At 55.7% G+C, this 23348-nt stretch carries 21 protein-coding genes; 17 read left to right on the forward strand and 4 right to left on the reverse strand.

What is annotated here, in order from left to right:
* Nucleotides 1–11: 11 nt before the first annotated feature.
* The gene (gene flgK / locus G523_RS0105055) at nucleotides 12–2126 is read right to left on the reverse strand and encodes a flagellar hook-associated protein FlgK (RefSeq protein ID WP_022693946.1); all 2115 of its coding nucleotides are present in this window, start codon (nucleotides 2124–2126) and stop codon (nucleotides 12–14) included.
* Nucleotides 2127–2211: 85 nt separating this feature from the next.
* Between flgK and G523_RS21370 the strand changes: the two genes are divergently transcribed.
* The 13 genes from G523_RS21370 to G523_RS18050 all read left to right on the forward strand — a co-directional run bounded on the left by G523_RS21370 (nucleotide 2212) and on the right by G523_RS18050 (nucleotide 15915).
* Entirely contained in the window at nucleotides 2212–2403 is a 192-nt protein-coding gene (locus tag G523_RS21370) for a hypothetical protein (RefSeq protein WP_155802588.1), read from the forward strand.
* An 84-nt stretch (nucleotides 2404–2487) separates the two neighbouring features.
* A complete protein-coding gene (locus G523_RS0105060; protein WP_022693947.1) occupies nucleotides 2488–3942 on the forward strand; it encodes a flagellar hook-length control protein FliK in 1455 nt (484 codons plus the stop codon).
* A 12-nt stretch (nucleotides 3943–3954) separates the two neighbouring features.
* Nucleotides 3955–4614 (forward strand): flagellar hook assembly protein FlgD, encoded by a 660-nt coding sequence (locus G523_RS0105065; protein WP_022693948.1) that lies wholly within the window; start codon nucleotides 3955–3957, stop codon nucleotides 4612–4614.
* A 118-nt stretch (nucleotides 4615–4732) separates the two neighbouring features.
* The gene (locus G523_RS0105070; protein ID WP_022693949.1) at nucleotides 4733–6115 is read left to right on the forward strand and encodes a flagellar hook protein FlgE; all 1383 of its coding nucleotides are present in this window, start codon (nucleotides 4733–4735) and stop codon (nucleotides 6113–6115) included.
* Nucleotides 6116–6315: 200 nt separating this feature from the next.
* The gene (gene sciP / locus G523_RS0105075) at nucleotides 6316–6591 is read left to right on the forward strand and encodes a CtrA inhibitor SciP (RefSeq protein WP_022693950.1); all 276 of its coding nucleotides are present in this window, start codon (nucleotides 6316–6318) and stop codon (nucleotides 6589–6591) included.
* Nucleotides 6592–6693: 102 nt separating this feature from the next.
* The gene (gene fliF, locus G523_RS0105080) at nucleotides 6694–8376 is read left to right on the forward strand and encodes a flagellar basal-body MS-ring/collar protein FliF (protein ID WP_022693951.1); all 1683 of its coding nucleotides are present in this window, start codon (nucleotides 6694–6696) and stop codon (nucleotides 8374–8376) included.
* A gap of 107 nt (nucleotides 8377–8483) precedes the next feature.
* Nucleotides 8484–9470, forward strand: a complete 987-nt coding sequence (gene fliG, locus G523_RS0105085; RefSeq protein ID WP_033232726.1) for a flagellar motor switch protein FliG — start codon at nucleotides 8484–8486, stop codon at nucleotides 9468–9470.
* Entirely contained in the window at nucleotides 9454–10092 is a 639-nt protein-coding gene (locus tag G523_RS0105090) for a FliH/SctL family protein (protein WP_155802589.1), read from the forward strand. The genes fliG and G523_RS0105090 overlap by 17 nt, the downstream gene beginning before the upstream one ends.
* Nucleotides 10093–10108: 16 nt before the next feature.
* The gene (gene fliN / locus G523_RS0105095) at nucleotides 10109–10450 is read left to right on the forward strand and encodes a flagellar motor switch protein FliN (RefSeq protein WP_022693954.1); all 342 of its coding nucleotides are present in this window, start codon (nucleotides 10109–10111) and stop codon (nucleotides 10448–10450) included.
* 55 nt (nucleotides 10451–10505) lie between these two features.
* On the forward strand, nucleotides 10506–11888 hold the full coding sequence (gene flbD, locus G523_RS0105100) for a sigma-54-dependent transcriptional regulator FlbD (protein WP_022693955.1): 1383 nt from the start codon (nucleotides 10506–10508) through the stop codon (nucleotides 11886–11888).
* Nucleotides 11889–11912: 24 nt separating this feature from the next.
* Nucleotides 11913–14057, forward strand: a complete 2145-nt coding sequence (gene flhA, locus G523_RS0105105) for a flagellar biosynthesis protein FlhA (protein ID WP_022693956.1) — start codon at nucleotides 11913–11915, stop codon at nucleotides 14055–14057.
* Nucleotides 14058–14071: 14 nt separating this feature from the next.
* Complete coding sequence (locus G523_RS0105110; protein ID WP_022693957.1) at nucleotides 14072–15067, forward strand: flagellar biosynthesis protein FlhF; 996 nt, start codon at nucleotides 14072–14074, stop codon at nucleotides 15065–15067.
* Nucleotides 15067–15915, forward strand: a complete 849-nt coding sequence (locus tag G523_RS18050; RefSeq protein ID WP_022693958.1) for a nucleotide-binding protein — start codon at nucleotides 15067–15069, stop codon at nucleotides 15913–15915. Before G523_RS0105110 ends, G523_RS18050 begins: the two co-directional genes overlap by 1 nt.
* Nucleotides 15916–15930: 15 nt before the next feature.
* Here G523_RS18050 and G523_RS0105120 read toward each other — a convergent pair whose 3' ends face one another.
* Complete coding sequence (locus tag G523_RS0105120; RefSeq protein WP_022693959.1) at nucleotides 15931–17304, reverse strand: hypothetical protein; 1374 nt, start codon at nucleotides 17302–17304, stop codon at nucleotides 15931–15933.
* A gap of 161 nt (nucleotides 17305–17465) precedes the next feature.
* Here G523_RS0105120 and G523_RS18055 point away from each other — a divergent pair, with 161 nt between their 5' ends.
* Nucleotides 17466–18623, forward strand: a complete 1158-nt coding sequence (locus G523_RS18055; RefSeq protein WP_022693960.1) for a serine hydrolase domain-containing protein — start codon at nucleotides 17466–17468, stop codon at nucleotides 18621–18623.
* A gap of 26 nt (nucleotides 18624–18649) precedes the next feature.
* Here the strand turns inward: G523_RS18055 and motA are convergent, their stop codons facing one another.
* Complete coding sequence (gene motA, locus G523_RS0105130; RefSeq protein ID WP_022693961.1) at nucleotides 18650–19519, reverse strand: flagellar motor stator protein MotA; 870 nt, start codon at nucleotides 19517–19519, stop codon at nucleotides 18650–18652.
* Nucleotides 19520–19682: 163 nt separating this feature from the next.
* Between motA and G523_RS18060 the strand changes: the two genes are divergently transcribed.
* A complete protein-coding gene (locus tag G523_RS18060; RefSeq protein WP_022693962.1) occupies nucleotides 19683–20984 on the forward strand; it encodes an MFS transporter in 1302 nt (433 codons plus the stop codon).
* Here the strand turns inward: G523_RS18060 and G523_RS0105140 are convergent.
* On the reverse strand, nucleotides 20981–22276 hold the full coding sequence (locus G523_RS0105140) for a lytic murein transglycosylase (RefSeq protein WP_022693963.1): 1296 nt from the start codon (nucleotides 22274–22276) through the stop codon (nucleotides 20981–20983). The two genes, G523_RS18060 and G523_RS0105140, sit on opposite strands and share 4 nt — an antisense overlap.
* Nucleotides 22277–22437: 161 nt before the next feature.
* Here G523_RS0105140 and ykgO point away from each other — a divergent pair, with 161 nt between their 5' ends.
* Nucleotides 22438–22563, forward strand: coding sequence for a type B 50S ribosomal protein L36 (ykgO, locus tag G523_RS20620; protein ID WP_081648711.1), 126 nt, complete (start codon nucleotides 22438–22440; stop codon nucleotides 22561–22563).
* Between the two features lie 248 nt (nucleotides 22564–22811).
* On the forward strand, nucleotides 22812–23345 hold the full coding sequence (locus G523_RS18065; protein ID WP_022693965.1) for a tetratricopeptide repeat protein: 534 nt from the start codon (nucleotides 22812–22814) through the stop codon (nucleotides 23343–23345).
* Nucleotides 23346–23348 lie beyond the last annotated feature (3 nt).

Raw genomic sequence — 23348 nt, forward strand, 5'->3', positions numbered from 1 at the left:
GAATTCAGGTCCTACACCATGTTTAGCAGCGTATCGTACATGTCCTTCGACGCCTGAATGAGGCGCGAAGCTGCCGAATAGCTTTGTTGGAAGACAGTCATATTGACCATTTCTTCGTCCAGATTGACGCCCTCTGCAGATGCGCGGCGAAGCTTGGCTTCTTCTCTCAGCGCCTCTGAAGCCTCGGCTCTGTTCAGAAGCGTTGTCGCCTTGGAGCCTGCGTCGGACGCGATTTGCGCTGCCGCATCGGTGAGCGATAGGTTGAGATATTCCGCGCCCTGCATGGTGCGTAGATTTACAGCGCTGCCGAGTGCGCCCTGAAGCGCGAGTGCGCCGTCATTGCTGCCAGCAGCCACGCCAACGGAACCTACCGCAGTTGCAGTCGTGTCAAACTTCGACGTCGCCAGAAGGCTTGGGCTGAGGCTTAATTCGTCTTTGAGCGAAAGGCCGCGCGCGCGCTCGGCAGGGCCTTCAATACCAAGGCCGAAAATGGCGCTGAGTGAAGTCCCGGTTGTGCCGCGAAGTGTGGTGTCTGAAATGACATCGATAACGGCAACACTGCCGGCTGTGTTTGGCGAGATTGTCAGGCTGCCATTGGCGTCGAGCGACGCCGTTGCGAAACTTCCCAGAACACCAGCGCCATTCAGATCGTTGATAATGTCATCAAATGTTGTGCCGCCGGGAGTGTAGGTAATCGACTGTATCAGATCACCATTTCCGTTCCGGATGCCAAAGGTGATGTCACCGCTCGTGATACCATGAGTGTCAGTCCCGCTGAGGCCGGTCTGATAGAAGACCGGACGTGATGTCGTCACGACATCATTGAGTCCGAAGAACGCAGATACACCGCGGCCACCACGATCAGATGGGTTGGTTGGGTCCTGCGCAATGGCTACTCCATTTGTGCCGGTGGCGCTCAGGCTCATCACGCCGTCTGTAAAGCTGACTGTGGCAGACCCGCCAAACGCCGAGTTCAGCGCCGATGTGAAACCCGTAATCGTGCCGCCCATTGCGGTCACGCCGCCAGCGGAGGTCGTCAGGGTTCCAGCATCAAAATCGACCTGCACAGACTCGATAGTGCGGCCGGAAGAATCAACAACGGCGAATGTCGCTGCGCCCGTAAAGTTTAGAGCGTCCGTGCCAAGCAAGCCCGTTTCTCGTCCGGTCAGGCTGGTTGGCGCCGGAACAGCGGTTCCTTCATTGTGTGCCTGATTGAGTTGGTCTGCGAGCGCGGAGGCATATTCACCCAGAGAGTAGGCAAGATCAGGCAGGTCTGAATCACGGGCTGTTAGCAGGCCGCGAATTTCGCCGGATTGAATCTGGCGCGTTACATCGAGCTCGGCATCGGACCCTGCGGGTGAAATGGAGACGCCAGGATAACGTGCACCATCCGTGCTCTGATTAACGGCTAGCTCCGCTGCACGGTGGTCGACGAGCAGAAGCCCTGACGTTGTACGCAGTTCTACACCGCCCAGCTCTCGCTGGGTCACTTTGAAGTCGATATAACCGGCCAGTTGGTCCATGAGCTGGCTTTGCTGGGTTTCTGCGCCAGATGCGTCAGCACCAGCCATTCTGAACTTCTGAATTTCGGCGTTAAGAACAGAAATCTGGCTCAAAATCTGGTTGGTGTCTGAAACTGCGACTGTCAGCTTCTGGTGCGCTTCGTCGCGTAATCCATCAATGGTTTCAAAGGTCGCCTGAATGTCCTGGAAGGTCGCATTCACGGATGACACAAAGTCAGTTTTGCGCAGCGAGGACGAGGCATCGCTCGCAAGTGCGGCTGCATCAGACATAAGATTGTCTACTGCCGCGAACATGGATGTCGAACTGGTCGGGTCGCCGAAACCGGCCTGCGCGCGATCGAGAAGCCCCGCGGTAGCCTGATACTGCCCGGCATTGGAAATGCCTGAGAGATGCGCTGCGGCGAGAAACCTGTCTGCTGCGCGCTGAACAATAAGTTCGACGCCAGTGCCCTGACCGTTAAGGACGGTCTGAGCTGTGCGAGCATCCTGACGCACATAGCCTTCAGTATTGACGTTGGCGATATTGTTAGAGGTGACGCGCAGCGCTGACTGGTTCGCCAGAAGTGCGCTCAGTCCTGTATTCATGATACTGTTTACGCTCATCGGATCACCCGCTGAATTTAAGTCTGCTCTTTCGCTAAGGCGCTCTTTGCCCGCGCGCGCATGTACTCATACAGGGGTAGATTTTATGGAGCGGACATTTCGCAATCCTTTACAAGGTGCAAAAAATATTCCCGCGAGAAATCAACTATTTGGAAGGAATGCTTACCTGCGCAGAGGGCAGTTTTTACCGTTCTACCCGGCAAAAAATGTTGTCGTGATTGATGTAAATAGAGGGGTGATTTCCGCAGGTCTAAATAGTGTGCTGTTTTTATTATAATTTAAATCGTTAAAATCGGTCAATAAATGTGGCCAGCCGATTGCTTTTAATCTCTTAGGCGCGACAGGCGCTCTGGAGATGTAAATGAATATTGTGCCATTTGGCCTTTCTGTTGCGAAAACTGTTACCGATGATCCGTCGCGCGCTTTCGATGGCGACGCTGGTGAATTTGCGATGCTGCTTGAGCAGGGCAATAACTCGCAAAAGGCTGTTGGTACGTCCTATACTGATAGTTTCGTGTCTCCCGAAGTTCAGGCTTTATTCGCTGCATCTGCAGCGCAGGCGCTTCCTTCACAATCCTCCGGGCCTCTCACCGGCGTGGCGCCTCCGCAGCCGTCCGAATTGGTGATCAATGCTGATGGTTCCAAAATCAGAACCGATACAGCGCTGAGTAATCCTATATATAAAGACTCGATTTTTGCCGGCGGTTGGGCGCGACCTCATATTGACGGTCAGGCTGCAAACCAGCTTGCAGGAGACGCCGGAAATTCTGCCGATGCCACAGCGCCTGCTAAAGCGGGTGGATCAGCACTTGATGCGCTGACGCAGAATGGAAATGGCGCTCGCCCTGCCATAGCAACTGGACGGGTGCCGGTTGAAATTGCCGGTCAGGGCCAGGCAGCAGGTCAAACTCTGAAATCAGCTGCTCCAGCCAGCATGTCGATTCCTTTGAACGGCCTCACGTCACAGGGCGCCGAAACGGCATTGAAGCAAGCACTGCCTGAAAGCAATTCCTTCGCTGCGGCTGCTTCTTCTGCCTCTCAGGGCGGAGAGGGGAAAGTGACATCCGGTACTGCGCAGACCGGAGGCGCAGCTACGTCTTCGGCGGGAGTTCAGGATGGAGCTTCATCGCAGAACGGGTCCTCAACATCTTCAGGGCAGGGAAATGGCCAGCAAGGCCAGTCAGGACCACAGACGCAGGCAGCCACCCAGGCCGTTTCATCTTCTAAGGAGCTGGCTGCGTCTGAACTTCTGCCCGAAGATTTTGTACAGGAAATGGACCTCGCTGAGGCCGATGCTGGTGATGTGCAGATGACCGAGGCGCAACGCAGCGCTGCGCGCGCCGATGCGGCGCTTCCGGCTCATCTTCGCGGGGCGGCTGCGACACAAGCCGCGGTTCTGGCGCAAGTCAGCCAGAAAATGCTGCAAAAGTTTGATGGCAAGACATCACGCTTTGAAATCCGTCTCGATCCGGCAGAGCTTGGCAAAGTGGATGTGCGTATTGAGGTTGATCGTGATGGCAGGGTGCAGGCTGTTCTGGCTGCTAAAGAGGCCGTCGCAGCGGATGCGCTTACACGTGGTCTTCGTTCACTTGAGAACGCTCTTACCCAGGCGGGCTTCGATCTTGGGGATAAAGGCGTTCAGGTAGAGCTGGATCAGAACAATAGTAAGAAATCGTTCACTCACTCAGGTGATAGTAGTGACCAGACGGAGCTGCAGCAAGCGGCATCCGACACCGAGCAGCAACCGGCAGAAGCGCGGACTGTGACACCTCAGATTCAGGCATGGTCGAGACAGCGTCTCGATGTGAAAGCCTAGGAGCCAGTTTAAATGGTTGATGTGGTATCAACAGTCAGTGGAATTCAAAGCCAGGCATCGAGCGCGTCCGCGTCTCTGTCTGCCAACTTTGATACCTTCCTCAATCTTCTGACAGCGCAGCTTCAGAATCAGGACCCTCTGGAGCCTGTGGACTCAAGCGAGTTCACAAATCAGCTCGTTCAGTTTTCTGGCGTAGAACAACAAATTCAGACGAACCAGAATATGGCGCAGCTGATTCAGCTGACGAATAATTCTACGGTCGCAGGTCTGTCCGGTTATCTGGGACAGATTGTCGAGATCGACTCGCTTGTTGGTGAACTGGGCGCTGATGGAATTGAATGGCGTTACGACATGCCGGAAGGCGTTAAGGGGGCTAAGGTTTCCATTCAGGACCAGCGCGGGAACATTGTCTATTCGCAGGAGCTTAGCACGACTGAGGGAACAGCGAGCTTTGAATGGAACGGTGAAACCACGAGCGGCGATGTACGTGAAGACGGTTTTTATCAGATGATTATTCAGGCCACGGATTCTAGCGGAGAGGCCGTAAACGTACCAGTCCGCGTCCGGGCCGAGGTTTCAGGCGTTGATCTGACGACGGACCAGACGGCGATCTCGACGACCGCCGGTGCTTTCTATTTCGATCAGGTGCTCAGACTGGCGGCGGCTAGCTGAGCCCGAACTTGAATTATAAGGCGGGTTAAAATGACCGGCCACGCTAATGCGAAACGGACCACGAAGGGTCGACACATGAACAATGTGATGATGGGATCTTTCAAGGAGTAACTCAGTTATGAGTATCAACACAGCTCTTCTGGCCGGCACATCCGGCCTGCGCGCGAACGCGTCTGCACTCGCTGTAACATCTGACAATATCGCGAATGCGAACACGGTTGGCTTCAAGCGCCAGCGTTCCGATTTTACTGCTCTGCTTCTGCAACAGGATCAGTTCTCCAGCTATAATGCGGGCGGTGTGATCGCTTCGAACCGTACAATGGTTGAAGAGCAGGGCGCGCTGGAAAGCAGCTCTTTCTCTACGCACCTCGCGATTGCTGGCGACGGTATGTTCGTCACGCGCCAGAAAGCGGCGAACGCGACTACATCCGACGGATACTTCTTTACCCGTGCAGGTCAGTTCGAACCTGACAGTGAAGGTTATCTTGCAAATACCTCCGGCTATTACCTCTATGGCTGGCCGGTTGATGAAACCAACCCGATCCCGACTGGACCTACCGATCTGTCTGTTCTTGAACCGGTTCGCGTGTCCAATATTGGCGGTGCGGCTCAGGCAACGGAAAATATTTCCTTCTCGGCAAACCTTGAAGCATCCCAGGCAATCAATCCTGCCGCGAGCACATATGACCTTGCTGCCAATCCGAATGTGAGCATGGCGTCAGGTGACTTCACACCAGACTTCCAAAGCACGGTTCAAATTTATGATTCGCTCGGTGGCATTCGCACACTGGCTATGTCGTTCATGAAATCCCCAACCGCGAATGAGTGGTTCGCGGAAGTTCATGTTGTACCAGCGTCAGATGTTCAGGCAACTGGTCGTCCAGATGGACTTCTGGCGAGCGGTGTTGTGGCGTTTACGTCTGATGGCCAGCTTGATCTCGCAAACTCGACTCTTCCGAGCACGATCGATATTCTGGCGTCTAACGCTACAGCGACAGATCCGCAAATCGGTTGGGCCACAGCTTCCGGTCTCGCTGCGCAAACACTCAACCTTGACATTGGCGGTGCGCTTACGGCTGGCGGCCTTACGCAATATGACACGCCGAACGAGTTGGTCGAATCCACAGTCGATGGCCGTGCATATGGTGTTCTGTCGTCGGTAGAGGTCGATAAGGATGGTTATGTGAACGCGCTTTTCACAAACGGTCTGTCTCGCTCTATTTATCAGCTTCCGCTCGCGACCTTCCCGAACATGTCTGGCCTCAACCTGGAGCCGGGCGGTGCATTCTCCGCGTCCCCTGATTCGGGGCAGCTGAACATGAAAGCTGCCAGAGAAGGCGGAGCAGGCGCGGTGCAATCTCGCGCGCTTGAAGCGTCTACTGTGGATCTCGCAGAAGAATTTACAACGCTCATCGTGACACAACGGGCTTACTCGGCAAGTTCTAAAATTGTTACAACTGCCGACGAGATGCTGGATGAGCTAATTCGTATCAAGCGATAGTAAGTCTTAAATCTGCGATTTAACCGCAGAACAAAAAACGCTTTAAAACCGGGGGCTTAGGCTCCCGGTTTATGGTTTATAGGCGCATGAAATTTGCCGGAAGTTTCCATTAATTCCAAACGCGCGCTCAAGTCTGACCTTAAAACTCTGCCTGTATAACCAGACCATCGACAAACCGAGCCACAAAAAGAAGGGCTTTGATGATGGTGCATGAATCGCAGGTGATCACATCAGTTCCGGGACCAGACGGAAAGCAGATCACACTTAAGGATCTTCCAGAACCCACGATTCGTCGTTGGGTAACTCGCCGTAAAGCGGAAGTTGTTGCCGCCGTGCGTGGTGGGCTTCTGACGCTCAAGGAAGCGTGCGAGCGTTACAATCTCAGCGAGGAAGAATTTTCCGGCTGGCAGAAACTTTATGACCGCCATGGGTCGAAAGGACTGCGAGTTACACGCGTACAACAGTACCGCGGCTGATAAAAAACATTCTGTCTTAACGACTTTGTTAAGCCCTCCTTTACGGTGAGGTGGGAAATTCCTGCCTAGCACTTCGTAAAAAACGGGTTTGGCTAGGCATTTATGGCTGAGACAGAATCAAAAAAATCCGGATTTTCCATCGCCGGCATAGGGCAGACCCGAATCATTGCGGGTCTGATCGTCCTTGCTATTGTCGGCGGTGTTATGTCTTCGCTGTTCCTGCGGACGGGTTCAGCGCAACAGGCACTGCTCTATTCCGGTCTGGAACTCGCTGAGGCGTCCCAGATCGCAGAGCGCCTCGACCAGGCCAACATTCGATATGATATGCGCGGCGATGGGTCTTCCATCTTTGTGGCTCGCGATCAGGTCATGGACGCGCGCATGATGCTGTCCAGCGAAGGTCTGCCGTCCCGCGGCTCTGTCGGCTATGAAATCTTTGACCAGCAGGATGCGCTCGGAGCGACGACGTTCGTTCAGAACGTAAACCGGGTTCGTGCGCTTGAGGGCGAGCTTGCCCGTACGATTACCAATCTGGATAACGTCCGCTCTGCGCGGGTTCACCTCGTTCTGCCAGAGCGACGTCTGTTTGAGCGCGACGCCTCGGCAACAACTGCCTCTATCGTTGTGGACATTGTCGGCCGGTCTCTGGACGGTGCGCAGATTCGTGCGATTCGAAATCTTGCAGCGGGCGCGGTTCCAGGCCTTGAGCCTGATCATGTGACGCTTCTTGACGGTCAGGGCCGTCTTCTTGCGGCGGCAGCCAGTGATGCAAATGGGTCGATTGGCGGTATGACGTCAGACGAACGCCGCGCCATGATCGAAGAAGAGCTTCGCCGGAAAGTACTCGATCAGCTCGAGCCCGTTGTGGGTGCAGGCGCTGCACGGGTTCAAATCAGCGCCGACGTCGACTTTAACCGCGTCACGCGTTCATCTGAGTTGTTTGATCCGGAAGGACGCGTCGTTCGATCGACACAGACTGTAGAAGAATCATCTGCAGACCGTATTCGTGGCCGTCAGGAAGCGACAACGGTCGAGCAAAACCTGCCAGATGCTGAAGACACAGGCGCGGACGGTCCGACTGAAGACCGGTCTACATCCCGCACTGAAGAAACGATCAACTACGAAATCTCGCGCACAACGCAGACCGAAGTCGTTGAAGGCGGCGCGATTAATCGTCTGTCTATCGCTGTTGCAATCGACAATATGCGGACCGTTACTGCCGGAGAAGATGGTGCAGAGATTGTGAACTTCGCACCGCGTTCCGAGGCTGATATGGCGCAGATTGCTGCGCTGGTTCGCTCCGCTGTCGGCTATAACGAGACACGCGGCGACGTTGTTGAAGTTGTGAATATTCAGTTCGCTCAGCCAGACCTCACACTTGGTACCGCAGCAAGCTCTGGTGGCTTCCTCGATTTCACCAAGAATGACATCATGCGCGCCGTTGAACTCATCGCGCTGTTCATTGGTGGTCTGGCGGTTGTGTTCTTTGTTTTGCGTCCACTGATTTCGGGTCTTTTGAGCGGTCCATCCTCGTCGCCGAACCGGTCACCGGGTGGTGAGCGAATCACAGCTGAAGGGTATTCGGCAGGCGCACTGCCAGCACCTTCAGACGCAGGTGGGTCTGCGGCCAGTGAGCTCGAGCACTCCATTGATGTTGCGAACGTAACCGGTCAGGTGAAAGCATCTTCCATGAAGAAGATTGCTGAGATGATCGACCAGCATCCAGATGAGTCTGTCTCCATTCTCCGGACCTGGCTAAACGAATCTGATCAGAGGGCCTTCTGATGTCGAAGGAAACAGAAGCCCTCGCCGAACTCGTTACAGCCAATATCGCCGGTAATAATCCGTCGAATGCGGGCACCAGCCTCAAAATCCGCAACCGGATTCAGGGTATGACGGGCGCTGAGAAGTCTGCCGTTATCCTGATGGCGCTTGGTGAAAACATGGCGCCGGTCTGGGAAAAGCTCGGCGAAGACGAGATTCGTGAAATCTCACACGCCATGTCCGGACTTGGTGTCGTAGAAGCAGAACTTGTTGAGAGTCTGATCTCTGACTTCGTCTCCAAGATGACTAATCAGGGCAATATCATGGGGTCCTATGAGCAGACGCAAAAGCTGCTCATGAACTTCCTGCCGCCTGAAAAGGTGGACGCTCTGATGGAAGAGATTCGCGGTCCTGCGGGTCGGACCATGTGGGACAAGCTCGGCAATGTGAACGAGGTCGTTCTCGCGAATTATCTGAAGAATGAGTACCCGCAGACTGTTGCGGTGGTTCTCTCCAAAGTTAAGGCCGACCATGCCGCGCGCGTGCTGGCGGCGCTGCCGGAAGAATTCGCAATCGAGTGCGTTCAGCGTATGTTGCGCATGGAGCCGGTGCAGCGCGAGATTCTCGATAAAATCGAGAATACGCTGCGCTCGGAGTTTATGTCCAACCTCGCACGCACATCGAAACGCGACAGCCACGAGTTGATGGCGGAAATCTTCAACAGCTTTGACCGTCAGACGGAAGGTCGCTTCCTCAACAGTCTCGAAGAACGCAACCGCGAAAGCTCGGACAAAATCCGCGCGCTCATGTTTGTCTTCGAAGACCTTTCGAAACTCGATCCGGGCGGCATCCAGACCCTTCTGCGCAGCGTCGAGAAAGACAAGCTTGCGCTGGCGCTCAAAGGCGCATCCGACGATCTTCGCGATCTGTTCCTGTCCAACATGTCCGAGCGCGCTGCGAAGCTGCTTAAGGACGACATGCAGGCGCTCGGCCCTGTACGTCTGAAGGATGTCGATCAGGCACAAACTGAAATGGTATTTACGGCGAAAGACCTCGCGGCACGCGGCGAGATCATGCTGTCAGAAGGTGGAGGCGATGATGAGCTCATCTACTAAAGCTGACGCATTCTCTTTTGATACAGAGTTCGGCGCGGATGGCACCGTCCTTCAGGAGGGCGGTCGTTTCAAGCGCTACACTCAGGCCGAAATGGATGCAGCCGTCGAGGCCGCACGTCAGGAAGCCATGGCGTCTTCCGAGGCGCAGATGCATCGTCAGGTGGAGGCATCTGTTCAGGCGCTGGTTCAACATGTCAGCCCGACCTTGCCATTCGCCATGTCGATTGCAGATGACTTGCGCAAACAGGCCTCTGAACTGGCGCTTATGATGGGGCGTAAACTTGCTGCTGAAGCTATTGCAGCCTTTCCGCAGGAAGCCGTACAGGCCGCGCTCGCCGAAGCCGTTTCCGATCTGCCGATGAACGCAGTCGTTACGCTGAAAATTTCGCCTGATCTGGAGGCGCTTGTTGCGCCGGTTGTCGAGGCCAGAACGCCTCCGGGCACAGATATCAGACTTGTTGCAGATCCGATGGCAGCTCCGGGTGCATGGACGCTTGAATGGGCGTCCGGCGCGGTGAGCCAGGACCCGGAAATGCTCGCAGAGAAGCTGGAACAAATCGTTCGCGGCCATCTGACACAACCCCTTGAGCCACAGGGCGACCTGTTCGCCACCGTGGCATGATTGAAGAGAGTGTATCTTGAGTAACGACGACGCTTTAAACCTGCCGGAACTTGAAAACACCGGAGCCCCGGCTTCCACGCCGTCTCAGCGCGCGGAAGAGAAGGCTGCTGCCGATCTGGAACCCGTCTTTGACGTTCCGGTCAATATTCAGGCCGTGCTCGGTCGCACTCAGATGGAAGTGTCAGAACTTCTACGCCTCGCGCCCGGCTCGCTTCTCGAGCTTGATCGCCGCGTCGGTGAAGCCATCGATATTTACGTCAATAACCGGCTCGTTGCCCGCGGTGAGATTGTTCTCGTCGATGATCGCCTCGGTGTCACGATGACGGAAATCATCAAGGATGGGGAGGGCGTAAACTAATGACCCGTCTCGCCTCTTCCCTCTCTGTAAAAGTATCTGTTGAAGGAGCCCGCCCATGCGCGTGATGATGATCGGAAATCTGGGAGGTCAGCTTTCGGTCGCTTCGAAGATCGCGTTCGATCGCGGGGCGAAAGTCACTCATTTCGACCAGATCGAGCAGGCGCTTTCGGCTCTGCGGGCCGGTCGTGGTGCTGACCTGATCATGGCGGACTACAATCTGGACCTCGCCAGCCTCACATCTGCACTTGATGCAGAACGGATCGCCGTCCCCGTGGTCGCTTGCGGTGTTGAAGCTGATGCGACGGGCGCTGCGAACGCGATCCGCGCTGGTGCGCGCGAATTCATCCCGCTTCCGCCAGATCCAGACATGATCGCCGCCGTGCTGGAGGCGGTCGCTGATGACGAGCGTCCGATGATTGTATCCGATCCGGCAATGCAGCGCGTTATACAGCTTGCTGACCAGATTGCAGGTAGTGAAGCCAGCGTGCTCATCACAGGTGAGAGCGGTGTCGGTAAAGAAGTCATGGCGCGCTATGTGCACAAGCAGTCACGCCGCGCCTCGAAGCCGTTCATTTCAGTGAACTGCGCGGCCATTCCTGAAAACCTGCTGGAATCAGAACTTTTCGGGCACGAGAAGGGTGCATTCACGGGCGCTGTCACACGCCGTATCGGTAAGTTTGAAGAGGCTGATGGCGGCACGCTTCTGCTGGACGAGATTTCCGAGATGGATGCGCGTCTTCAGGCCAAACTCCTGCGCGCTATTCAGGAACGCGAGATTGACCGTGTTGGCGGCTCCAAGCCGATTAAGGTCAATATCCGTATCCTTGCGACGTCTAACCGGAACCTTGCAGACGCTGTAAAGGAAGGCATCTTTCGCGAAGACCTTCTTTATCGCCTGAATGTTGTAAATCTGCGTATCCCTCCACTACGCGAGCGAAAACTCGATGCAGTTGAGCTTGCTAATTACTTCGTCGAAAAATATGCGGCGGCCAACGGCCTTCCGGGCAAACGCCTTTCAGACGAAGCCCGCGAATGCGTTCAGGCGCATGACTGGCCGGGCAATGTTCGTGAACTTGAAAACGCAATGCACCGCGCGGTGCTTCTGTCTGTCGGCGATGTCATCGATGCCGAAGCGATCCGCTCGCCGGATGGTCTTGAGCCAGTTGCAGCGTCCAGCCACCCAATGCCGACGGGTAATCCTGTTGTTGATGCGGCGACGCAGTCAGCATCTGCGCTCAACACATCTCTGGTTGGCCGTACAGTTGCCGATGTCGAGCAGGATCTGATCCTTGATACGCTCAGCCATTGTCTTGGTAACCGTACACACGCCGCGAACATTCTCGGCATTTCGATCCGCACGCTTCGCAACAAGCTGAAAGCCTATTCGGAAGCGGGCGTAGACGTGCCGCAACCGGGCGAAGTTCGCGAAGCAATCTAGGCGTCATTAGAGTAGGTAACGGGTTTGGCTGATACGACGTCATCTCAGGGTCTTTCAGAGGGCAACGCAGCCGGAGGCGGTTTGCGTATTGGTGGATTTGACGTCCAGGCCTTTCTGACATCCGGTCTCAAGAGCGAAGTGGCCATGGGGGTCGGGGTGCTTGCCCTGATCATCATGCTGATTATGCCTATGCCGAGCATTCTGCTCGACATGATGCTGGCCGTTTCCATTACCTTCTCTGTTCTGGTGCTGATGACAGCGCTTCTGATTAAGAAGCCGCTCGAGTTCAGCGCCTTTCCGGCTGTCCTGTTGATCGCAACGTTATTGCGACTTGGCCTCAACATGGCCTCAACCCGCCTTATCCTTTCAAACGGCGCTCAGGGACCTGACGCGGCCGGTGATGTCATCAAGGCGTTCGGTTCGTTCGTGATGGGCGGTAATTACGTCATTGGCGTCATTATCTTCATCATTCTGGTGATCGTGAACTTCGTCGTGATCTCCAAAGGTTCTGGCCGTATCGCGGAAGTCGCAGCCCGCTTCACCCTTGATGCGATGCCCGGCAAACAGATGGCAATCGACGCTGATCTGTCTGCAGGTCTCATCAATGAAGAAGAGGCCCGCGAGCGCCGTAAAACGGTTGAAGGCGAAAGCAATTTCTTCGGTGCCATGGATGGTGCGTCGAAATTCGTTCGCGGTGACGCGGTTGCCGGTCTTCTGATCACAGCGATCAATATTATTGGCGGTATTATTATCGGCGTGGCGCAGGAAGGCCTGCCGTTTGAAACGGCGGCTGATACCTATACGCGTCTGACAATCGGTGACGGCCTTGTCAGCCAGATCCCAGCACTGATCATTTCCATTGCCGCGGGCCTTCTGGTCTCCAAAGCCGGTCTCGACGGCGCTGCGGATAAAGCATTCGGCAAGCAGCTGATGAGCAATCCGCTTGGACTTTATATGGTTTCGGGCGCCGCGCTCTTTGCCGGTTTGCTGCCGGGAATGCCCATAATTCCGTTCTTTGCGCTCGCAGGTTCGCTTGGATACATGGCTTATCGTGTCGACAAGCAGCGGAAAGAAGCGGCTGAACAAGACAAGATTGCCGAGGCGATCAAGACTGAAAAAGCAGCGGAGCCAAAAGAAGCGCCAATCTCTGATTCGCTTGCGGTTGATGATCTCAAGATCGAACTCGGCTTCGGACTGGTGGCGCTTATCAATGAGACCAAGGGCCGTAAGCTGACAGATCAGGTTAAGGCAGTCCGTCGCCAGATTGCAGCTGAATTCGGCTTTGTTGCGCCGTCTGTGCGCATCGTCGACAATCTCGAACTACCGTCTGAATCCTACCATATCTGCGTTAAGGAAATCGTGGCCGGTGATGGCCGACTTAAGCTCAATCACCATCTCGCAATGGATGCGATGGGTAATGCCTCACCGATCTCAGGTGAACGCGTAACAGAGCCTGTTTTTGGGCTTCCTGCGATCTGGGTAGACGAAGCGCGCAAGGAAGATGCGGCGATTAACGGCTATACGGTCGTCGATCCGGCAACTGTACTTACGACGCATTTTACCGAAATTGTTAAGGAAAATATGGCTGAATTGCTTTCATTCGCCGCAGTGAAGTCCCTTCTGGATGACCTGCCGCAGGAGCAGAAAGCCTTGGTCGCAGATATTGTACCAAATCAGATCAGTACTTCAGGCATTCAGCGCGTTCTTCAGAACCTGCTACGCGAATTTGTGTCTATCCGCGATCTGCCGACAATTCTGGAGGGAATTGCCGAAGCAGCATCTGCCAATAAGGATATGACCTTTATTACAGAGCATGTGAGGTCACGTCTTGGCCGCCAGCTCTGCCATGTGAATTCCGATGAAACCGGGCAGCTTCCGGTCATCACAATGTCTCCGGGGTGGGAACAGACCTTCGCAAACGCCATTGTCGGGCAGGGTTCAGAGCGCCAGCTTGCGCTTGAGCCGTCCCGTCTTCACGCGTTTGCCGGTGAGGTCCGACAGGCCTTTGACAAGGCCAGCCAGCAGGGCATGACGCCCGTGCTTCTGACGAGTGCTGCGATCCGGCCGTTTGTGCAGTCGCTGATTGATCGCTTCCGTCCGAAGACACCAGTCCTGTCTCAGAATGAAATTCATCCCAAAGCGCGCTTGCGCGCTGCCGGGACGGTTTAGGGGGAGTAGCGGCCATGAAGATGAAGCTTTATTCGGCAGATACCAGGGAAGAAGCGGTGGCTCTCGCTTTCGCCGATATGGGGCAGGATGCAGTTATTCTGTCCGAATGGGAGGCTGAAACAGGTTATGAGGTCCGCGCCGGGGTGGAGCGGGCAACGCAACGTGTGGCGCCGAAATTTGAACTGAAGGCTGAGCCAAGACCATCGCCGGTTCTGCAGCTCAACAGGTATCGCGAGCAGCTCAAAGATATTCTCTCATGGCATGGTGCGCCGGACGGGTTCTCTGATGTGCTGGCAACGACGGGCGCTCGTCTCGTTGATGCAAACACGGATCTTTCAAACGGTTTCGTTTATGCGCTGGAAGGCATGGTTGGCTATTCTCCGATCACGCCGGGTCTTGAGCGACCAATCATGCTGGTAGGCCCGCCGGGTTCGGGCAAAACATCTACCGCTGCAAAGTTTGTCCGCCGGTCACAGGCTGCAAATTGTGAGGCCGTTCCGATTGTCGCTGACTTTGATGCGACGTCTGGCTCGTCCCAGCTCGCAGCTTATCTGCAGCGCGATGTCGGCAAGGTGCCAACGTCGCTCACGCCTGACCAGCTGCTGAAAAGTTATGACCGGATTCGCGCGCTTGGCCGCGGAATGGTCATTGATACCCCCCCGATCAACCCGACAGATTCAGAGGACCTGGATCGACTTCGCGACCTCATTACCCTCGTCGATGCGGAGCCGGTTCTAGTTATTTCTGCAGAAGGCCATCCACTGGATCTGGAAGATAATGTAAAAGCCTTTGCAGAACTCGGTATTCGACGTTGCATCATTACCAAACTCGATGTTGTAAAGCGCCGCGGGAGCGTTTTGTACGCTATCGCGAACGCCAGACTTAATATCTCGCATCTCTCACTGACCCCATTTATCGGCGGGGGCTTAATCCCTGCCACGTCTAATCGTCTCGCCCGCATTCTCCTCGAGCATGCGCCAGGTGCAGAATCCCTGAAAGGAGCCGCGTAATGAGTTTCGGCTTTCGTAGACAAAAAGAAACGGCAGGGCCGCAATCTCGCGTTCAGCCGGCATCAATCATCGCTGTAGCGTCCGGTAAGGGCGGGGTCGGGAAGACCTTCCTGTCTACCGCACTGGCAGGTGCGCTGGCTAAGGCCGGGAGACGAACGCTTCTGGTAGATGGTGACCTGGGTCTGGCGAACGTAGACGTTCACCTTGGCATTGCACCTGAAACCGATCTTGCGGCTGTAATTGCCGGATGGGTTGAACTCGAACACGCGGTCACGCCGGTTTCTGGCGGTGTTGCCGAAGGTGGTTTCGATGTTCTTCCGGGCCGTTCCGGTTCAGGTGCGATGGCCGCGCTGCCTCAGGAAGAGGTTGCCCGTCTCGCAGCTGGTCTGACAGCGCTCGCACTTCAGTATGATCATGTGCTCGTCGACCTTGCCGCTGGCCTTGAAACCAACGTTATGCGTCTTGCCCGTTCCGCCGACCGCACACTGGTCGTAGTGACTGATGACCCGGCATCCATGACGGACGCGTATGCCTTCATCAAGGTCATGAAAGGCTATGCGCCATCCGTGCAGCCGATCATCGTGATTAACCAGGCTGATAACCGTCAACGTGGCCGCCAGACGTATGAAGCGATTGCCAAGGCGTGCCAGACCTTCCTTGGTTTCCGCCCGCCGCTGGCTGGTATCGTCACGCGTGATCCGAATGTACGTGAAGCCCTGCGCAATCAGATTCCGATCATGGAGCGCTGGTCTACAACACGTGCAGCGGTTGATGCCGCTCAGATCGCAGAATCTCTCATCCGTGGATGGGAACTTCCAACCAGCGACGAGGACCGTCCACGCGCCTGATCAACGCGCGCAATATTAAGCGCGTTGATCCTTCATCGGCTGTACCGGCACAATCCCCTGAGGCGTGTCCATCCGGTAGCCGGATTCATCACTGGAGCTTTGGCTCTGGCTCGTATCATTCGTAAGGCTGTTCATCAGCCAGAGAATGCCCGCAGCCAGAATGAGCGCCGTGAGCAGTGTCACGAACAAATTCGGAAATGCCAGAAAGGCGCGGTGGGTTACCTGCCGCCCGGTCGACCAGAGTGCGCGCTCGCCAGAGGCTTGCGCGCCTTCAGGCGGATCATACAGATATCCACTCGTGTAGGGACTGAACTCACGTGTCTTGAACGCGATATCGCCCCAGCCGGTGGCGAAGGTGTGCGGTGACGCGTCATCAATCTCCCGAAAATAGCCTGTTGGCTCCTTCAGAATGATCGTCTGGTCAATCTGCGTCGGAAGCTGCATTGTGCGACCATCATTCAGTGATATTTCCAGAAACCGGATATTCTGAGAGATCGCATAAGCGGGAGCCGCTTGAACATATCTGTAGTGCCCGGACTTTCTATTGGCCTGTTCCTGTTTTTGTAGGCGTGTTGTCACGCGCCGGCTTTCGGCGGTGTCGAGGCGCCGGTTTACGAGCCAATCATCCAGTATGCGGCCCGGAAGCGGCAAGGTACGATGAGTGGATCGGAAATCTGATGATGCAATCTCCTGTTTGGGAATACGTTTTACGCGGCTCTGCAGCGTTCCGGCCAGGCTGTTGCACACGGCTTCGCCTACAACGTAATGCGTGTCGGTGATAAAAAGGCAGACAAGGTAAAACGGCGTGTACAGGCCTTCAAAATCGGCATTGTCAGCCAGCTTGTGATCTGGGGACGGTCCATAGGCGACGTCCCGTCCATAGGGTGTGACCGCGCGAAGTGATTGATGCCTGACGGGCCCCAGAAACGTGTCGAGATCATCCTCATCAAAGAGCAGGCGCTCAAGTTGCGATGCCCCCGCGGTTCTGACTGGCAACATATCTGACGGGCGCAAACCGGAGGCCTTCAGTATGGCACGTAGTGCGCGTTTGTAATCTTCCCGCAGGATATTGCGCGCCTTCAAAGCCAGCGCGTGTCTGTTCTGGTTGCGCCGTATGCGGGCGAGTATTTTGAACAGGTTAAGCAGTAGGAAGATAATGCAAGCCGAAGCCGCCATGATCGCCAGTGCGACAAGCGCGGCATCCATATAGATCAGCCCGAAAATGGCTTCTCTTTCAGGACGGTCCCATTCGAGCGCCCACGCAAAGCCATAGCCCATTACGGCGAGCTGGAGCAGAAATAGCAATACGGCAAAGCCCGGGCGTTCGATAATGTCATCGAATTGGAAGAACGCATGAAGTTCTTCCCGGCCTGCTGGCTTTACCGGCATTATTATGCCCCCGCCCGCGGAGCTGTATTGTTAAGTTGACGTCCCATTAGGATTTTCTTTAGCAGACGGTCTGAAGTTTGCATGCTCAATCCAACTAATAAGCGAGTCCTGTTCGGCGCATTCGCGGTATGAGCGGCACGGTCCTTCCGGAGAGATCTTGAATGAAATTGGCTATGCAGTGGTTTTCGGGTCTGTTCATGGCGCTCTGTCTCGGCACGACGGCGCAGGCACAATCGATTGATTACGGCTATCTGGATGCTCGAATCCGCCTGCTGATGCAGCGCGACGACATGATGGGTCTCGCTGTCGCGGTCGTCGAAAACGGCGATATCCGGTTTGTGCGTGGCTATGGCCTCACTGAAGAGGGCGGCAGCCCGGTAAACACTGACACACGCTTCCGGTGGGCATCTGTTTCCAAAGGACTTGCGGGCACGATTGCAGCAGAACTCGATCATCAGGGCATTCTGTCTCTGGATGATACAGTGTCCGAATATCAGACAACTTTGCGTCTTCCGGGTTTTGGTGAAAACACCGCGACGCTTCGTGATGTTCTGTCTCACCGCCTTGGTCTTGTTTCCAACGCGTATGACAACATTCTTGAAAGTGGCCGTGAGCCGTCTACCATTCGCGGCATGCTGGGTGATCTCGATCTGATCTGCCCTGTCGGTCAGTGCCATGGATATCAGAACGTCGCGTTCGATACGATTGAAGAGGTGTTCTACGACACAACGGGCGACGACTTCGATACGATTGTCTCAGAACGTGTTTTCCGTCCGCTCGGCATGAGGAATGCGGCCTCCACTTATGAAGGCTTCGTAGATGGTGGCAATTATGCGCGCCCTTATAACTATCGCGGTGGCCGTATGGTCGCGGATCGCATCACGCCGCCTTACTTCCGTGTCGCTGCAGCAGGCGGTATCAGCTCGTCAGCGGATGATATGGCGCGCTATCTTCAGGCGCAGATGGGGCTTCGTCCTGCGGTTTTCTCTCAGGAAGCGCTGACCGAGGCGCACACGCCCATCGTTGAAACTCTTCGCGAAGCGCGCGGCATGGGCCGCCGTTATGACCGTATTCAGGATGCTGATTATGGCCTTGGCTGGCGCATTTATGATTATGAAGGCCACACCGTGGTTGGGCACCGCGGTGCGGTGCGCGGCTATCGCGCTCTGATCATGTTCGATCCGGAGCGTCAGACAGGCATTGCAGCGATGTGGAATTCAAATATCTCGCGCCCGACGGGTCTGCAGTTCGAGCTTATGGATATGGTCTACGGTCTTGAGCACCGTGACTGGATGCGCCTTATGTCGGGGGACAGCTAAGGCGCATCTGATTTCGTTTCGGAAAGTTAAGCCGCTTCAGGAACGTTGTTGAGCGCTTCTTCAAGCTGCGCGAAAGTCGGCTGCGCGGTGCTCGGAATATTGCCGCGACCGATCTCGACAGAAATCTGCGCTGCGTTGCCGTGCAAGTGCGCCACCAGAACGTCTTTGATGATCTGATAGAATTTGCCTTCTTCGTCGATCACTTCGCCCAGGCGTGCTGCGAACGGCCCAACCAGACCGTAAGCGAGAAAAACGCCGAGGAATGTACCTACGAGCGCCGAACCGATCAGCTTACCGAGATATTCAGGCGGCTGGTTGATCGCGCCCATGGTTTTGATGATACCCAGAACCGCCGCAACAATGCCAAGAGCTGGAAGTGCGTCTGCCATGCCCTGAAGCGCATGAGCCGGAGCGTGCGCTTCATGGTGGTGCTTTTCGATCTGTTTCTCGATGGCGTCTTCCACCTGATGCGGATCTTCCATGTTCATCGTCATCATGCGGAGCGTGTCGCAGATCAGATCGAGCGCGAAATGGTCCTTCATAATCTTCGGATATTCCTGGAAAATGCGGGATTCTTTCGGGTTCTCGATATGCGCCTCAATGGCGACCACCCCTTTGGTCTTCATCGTCTTCGTTAAGACAAATAAGACCGATAACAAGTCGGTATAGTCTTTAGGCTTCCATTTCGGTCCGGCCATGGCCTTACCAAAACCGCTCAAGACACCGAGCACAGTTTTGAAAGAGTTGCCGATCAATAGCGCACCAACGGCGGCACCACCAATCATCATCATTTCAAAAGGTGCAGCTTTGATGATAACGTCAAAGTGTCCGCCGGCGAGCATGAAGCCCCCGAACACCATGCCGAAAACGACCACGATTCCAATGATCTGAAACATCGAACCCAACTTTTCTGTTGTTATATTGGGTAACGTCATAGCCCATTAGGCTTAACGCACGGTTTCTGCGGGGGCGGAATTAACGATAAGTCCGTCAATCGAATTTCATGAGCCGTACGACGTAAAGACAGTTGTTGACCGTCGCAAAAGCGAGGCGCAAAAGATGGCCATGACAACTGAGGCAGCTTGCACGACACCCCCAGAAAGACGCGGCGCATTCCGCCTGCTCTTCTTTGCGCTGATGGCTGTTGGCGCGGGCAACACTATGCTCATCACCTCGGTCTTGCCTCTGCTTGTGCGCCGCCTGGAGTTGCCGGCCTGGACAGCGGGCGCGATCTTCTCGCTCTCTGCGTTTCTTTGGGTGGTGACCAGCCCGTATTGGGGAAAGAAGTCCAACCGGTGGGGACGCAGGCCGGTCGCCGCGCTAGGCATGGCGGGCTTTGCCCTGTCGATGATTTTGTTCGGAACGGTGGGCGCGCTCAGCCTTGGCGGCTTTATCACCTTCTGGCCGCTCATCTTCGTACTCCTTATCTCTGGGCGGTCATTGTTCGGTATTTTCGGATCGGGTACGAACCCGGCCGCTCAGGCTTATGTGGCTGACCGGACCTCTTCCAAGAAACGGACTGAAGAAATCGCTTCGCTGACTTCGGGCTTCACCTTTGGGACGGCGATCGGGCCAAGCCTTGCCGGTGTTCTGATCAAACAGGTCCATCTTCTCGCGCCGGTCTATGTCATTGCCATTATCGCAAGTGTGATCGGCCTTTTGATCTGGTTCCGTCTGCCGGAAAATCGCCCGCCGCAGATCGAAGAGGTTGAGACCAATGAAGGGAAAGGGCTGTGGCGAGAGCCGGGGGTTCGGCCCTTCCTGATCTACGGCATCGGCCTCTCGCTTGTGTCCGGCGTGATGCTACAGACCTTCCCGTATTTTATGCTGGATCGTCTGTATGAGGCAGGGCTTCTGCCAGATGCCTCGCCGACGAATGAAAATCCGGGGGCTGGCGAGCTGAGTATCGTGATGACACTTGGCGCGCTTGCTACGCTCACAGCGCAACTTGCGCTGATCCCGAGATTGAAGCTCTCACCCAAAGCGCTCATGATTTCGGGCTCTGTGCTTTTGATCATGTCAGCGTTTCTGACCATTTCCATTCCGACGCTGGAAATCTTTGGCCTCGCGCAAATTCTCTACGGAATCGGGCAGGGCTTTTCACGGCCGGGTTTTACCTCGGGCGCATCGCTTGCCGTTGGTACGACGCTGCAGGGCAATGTGGCAGGTCTGGTGACGGCAGCAAACGGCATGGGGTTTGTCGCCTCACCTATATTTGGGCTGTGGGCGTATGAGAACATACACCCGGCTTTCCCGTTTATCTTTTCAGCAGTGGTTCTGAGCTTTATGGGGCTGTTCGCCTATTTCCGCGCGACAGCCTCATATGCAGATGAAGACGAAGCAGAAACGCCTGACGTCTAGCTCGCGGCAAGCACTGCGGCGAGCGCAGTACGTGTCGGAAAGCCGTCCGCCATCATGCCGCGATCAATCTGGAAGCGCTGTAGCGCTCCGCGTGTGCCGCGTCCGGCAATGCCGTCTGCAGGGCCTGCATTATATCCAAGGCGGTTCAGCGCAACCTGAAGCTGTTCGATTTCAGAAATGCTGAGGCGATCAATACCACGCGGCCATGCGCCGGTTGGTGCGCCGCGCCCGCTCACGCCTTCAGCAATCAGGCTGACAGAGAGCGCGTAGGAGTCTGCGCGGTTGTAAGTCTTGATGACGTCGAAGTTCGGGTAGAGCAGGAAGGCTGGGCCCGTTGCGCCAGCAGGAAGCCAGAGCTCTGCCTCGCCGACGCCAGCCGGGTCGAGGTTCAGGCGGTTTGCCGGAACGATCCCGATTTGCTGCCAGAACTGGGTTGGACGATCGACACCGTTCGCGAGGGCGTAATCGAAATTCTGAGGCAGAACGACTTCAACCAGAGACGGTTCGCCCGGGCGCCAGCCTGAAGCGCTCAGATAATTACCCGCAGACGCCAGCGCGTCTGCGCGCGCCCGCCAGACGTCTTTTGTGCCATCACCTGTCCAGTCGACGGCATAGGCGACGTAAGTTGTCGGCATGAATTGGGTCTGGCCCATAGCGCCGGCCCAACCGGCGATCAGTTCGTGGCGATAGGCGTCACCATTTTCCAGAATGGTCATCAGGGCGAGGAGTTCACGTTCCGCAAAGCTGCGACGACGACCTTCAGCGGCCATGGAGGCGAGTGCGGATGGCGCATCGAAATCGCCAATATAGCCGCCATAGCTGGTTTCCATGCCCCAAATGGCGACAAGGTATTCGCGCTGCACGCCATAAGTCGTCTCAAGTGCACCGAACAGGCTGGAGTCGGCGGCGAGACGTTCGCGGCCGTTCGTCAGGCGTCGCTGGCTGACCGTATCGTCTACATATTCCCAGATCGGCTTTGAGAACTCGGCCTGATCCACGGCTTCGGAGCTACGCTCCAGAAACACGCTCATAGGCTCGATGCCCTCTAGAATCGACCGGATTGTCTCGATCTGGTGACCCGCATTTCGGGCCCGAACAGCGAATTCATCGCGCCAGGCATCAAGGCCTGCATGGCCAGAGCTGGCAAACGCGCCAATCGAGGATGATACGCTTGGTGGGACGGGTGTTACAGCGCTCGGACCGGAGATATCAGCCGATTGAGGTGAGCTTTCGCAGGCAGCAAGTGCGACAGTTGCGGACAGCAGGAAAGTGCGCAGCATAAGGCTCGTCATCGGTCGTAATCCCTAAAATATCCCCCGCGAAATGGATAACTGTAATTGTATTCTTTGCCAAACCCTGTTTCGCAGCATTTCAGGGCAACTCTCCGGTTGACTCTGTCGCGGCAAGCCTGTAGTTCCCGCGCTTCGTTTCACCAACCGACGGCAGAGAAACCATGAAAGTTAAGTCATCCCTCAAAGCCCTTAAAGAGCGTCACCGGGATTGCAAAGTGGTGCGTCGCCGTGGTCGCGTTTACGTGATCAACAAAACTGATCCACGTTTCAAGGCTAAGCAAGGCTAAACAGCTGCCCCTCGGGCGCTTGTTTGACTGGCTGAGCATTGTGGACACGACCACTGCTCTGAAACCACATGCTCCGGAAATTGCAGGTGACGAAGCCATGAGCTTCGTCACCTTTCGCATGTCTGGAGTTCTGTACGAAACGCGTGCACGACGTGTTCAAAGGCAGCCTGCTGTCCAAATGGTCTATTGACCGGCACGGTCGGCTCTACAATGTTAGGTGAAGCCGCAACGGGGATAGAACGCGTTTCATGTTACCAACCTTAGTCTCAGCTTTTGCCGGACTTGTTCTGGTGGCCACGTCAGGTGGGCCCTCTGATGAGATGTTTGAGGCATTGAGACGAGCGCCCGAAGGCCCGAGCGCCGAACAGCTTGAAGCTGATGTATCGGCGGCGCTCCGTGAATCAGGGTCTGCAACGGCCGATATTCTTCTCGAACGCGCGATGGTCGCTCAGACAATGCAGGACTTTGACCTGTCTCGCGAATTTCTGGATCGGGCGATTGCCGTTGAACCGGATTTTGCTGAGGCCTGGTTCCAGCGTGCAATGCTCTTCATTGTCGATGAAGCCTACGACCAGGCAATCCTCGACCTGAATGAAGCGCTGACCCACGAGCCGCGTCATTTCAATGCGTGGCTGATGCTGGGCAATGTGTTCGAGCAGCTGGGTCAGAATCGCGAAGCTGTCGAAGCGTACCGGGAAGTGTTGGCGATCCATCCAAACCATGAGCGCGCTCGTACACAGGTCAGGCGTCTGGAACCATTAGTGTTTGGCCGCGCTATCTGAGGT

The sequence above is a fragment of the Ponticaulis koreensis DSM 19734 genome (genome assembly GCF_000420665.1).
GTDB lineage: Bacteria > Pseudomonadota > Alphaproteobacteria > Caulobacterales > Hyphomonadaceae > Ponticaulis > Ponticaulis koreensis.

Coding starts and splice junctions, on each gene's coding strand:
- flgK (WP_022693946.1), bottom strand. CDS start 2,126: ATGAGCGTAAACAGTATCATGAATACAGGACTGAGCGCACTTCTGGCG.
- G523_RS21370 (WP_155802588.1), top strand. CDS start 2,212: ATGGAGCGGACATTTCGCAATCCTTTACAAGGTGCAAAAAATATTCCC.
- G523_RS0105060 (WP_022693947.1), top strand. CDS start 2,488: ATGAATATTGTGCCATTTGGCCTTTCTGTTGCGAAAACTGTTACCGAT.
- G523_RS0105065 (WP_022693948.1), top strand. CDS start 3,955: ATGGTTGATGTGGTATCAACAGTCAGTGGAATTCAAAGCCAGGCATCG.
- G523_RS0105070 (WP_022693949.1), top strand. CDS start 4,733: ATGAGTATCAACACAGCTCTTCTGGCCGGCACATCCGGCCTGCGCGCG.
- sciP (WP_022693950.1), top strand. CDS start 6,316: ATGATGGTGCATGAATCGCAGGTGATCACATCAGTTCCGGGACCAGAC.
- fliF (WP_022693951.1), top strand. CDS start 6,694: ATGGCTGAGACAGAATCAAAAAAATCCGGATTTTCCATCGCCGGCATA.
- fliG (WP_033232726.1), top strand. CDS start 8,484: ATGACGGGCGCTGAGAAGTCTGCCGTTATCCTGATGGCGCTTGGTGAA.
- G523_RS0105090 (WP_155802589.1), top strand. CDS start 9,454: ATGAGCTCATCTACTAAAGCTGACGCATTCTCTTTTGATACAGAGTTC.
- flbD (WP_022693955.1), top strand. CDS start 10,506: ATGCGCGTGATGATGATCGGAAATCTGGGAGGTCAGCTTTCGGTCGCT.
- G523_RS0105110 (WP_022693957.1), top strand. CDS start 14,072: ATGAAGATGAAGCTTTATTCGGCAGATACCAGGGAAGAAGCGGTGGCT.
- G523_RS18050 (WP_022693958.1), top strand. CDS start 15,067: ATGAGTTTCGGCTTTCGTAGACAAAAAGAAACGGCAGGGCCGCAATCT.
- G523_RS0105120 (WP_022693959.1), bottom strand. CDS start 17,304: ATGCCGGTAAAGCCAGCAGGCCGGGAAGAACTTCATGCGTTCTTCCAA.
- G523_RS18055 (WP_022693960.1), top strand. CDS start 17,466: ATGAAATTGGCTATGCAGTGGTTTTCGGGTCTGTTCATGGCGCTCTGT.
- motA (WP_022693961.1), bottom strand. CDS start 19,519: ATGTTTCAGATCATTGGAATCGTGGTCGTTTTCGGCATGGTGTTCGGG.
- G523_RS18060 (WP_022693962.1), top strand. CDS start 19,683: ATGGCCATGACAACTGAGGCAGCTTGCACGACACCCCCAGAAAGACGC.
- G523_RS0105140 (WP_022693963.1), bottom strand. CDS start 22,276: ATGACGAGCCTTATGCTGCGCACTTTCCTGCTGTCCGCAACTGTCGCA.
- ykgO (WP_081648711.1), top strand. CDS start 22,438: ATGAAAGTTAAGTCATCCCTCAAAGCCCTTAAAGAGCGTCACCGGGAT.
- G523_RS18065 (WP_022693965.1), top strand. CDS start 22,812: ATGTTACCAACCTTAGTCTCAGCTTTTGCCGGACTTGTTCTGGTGGCC.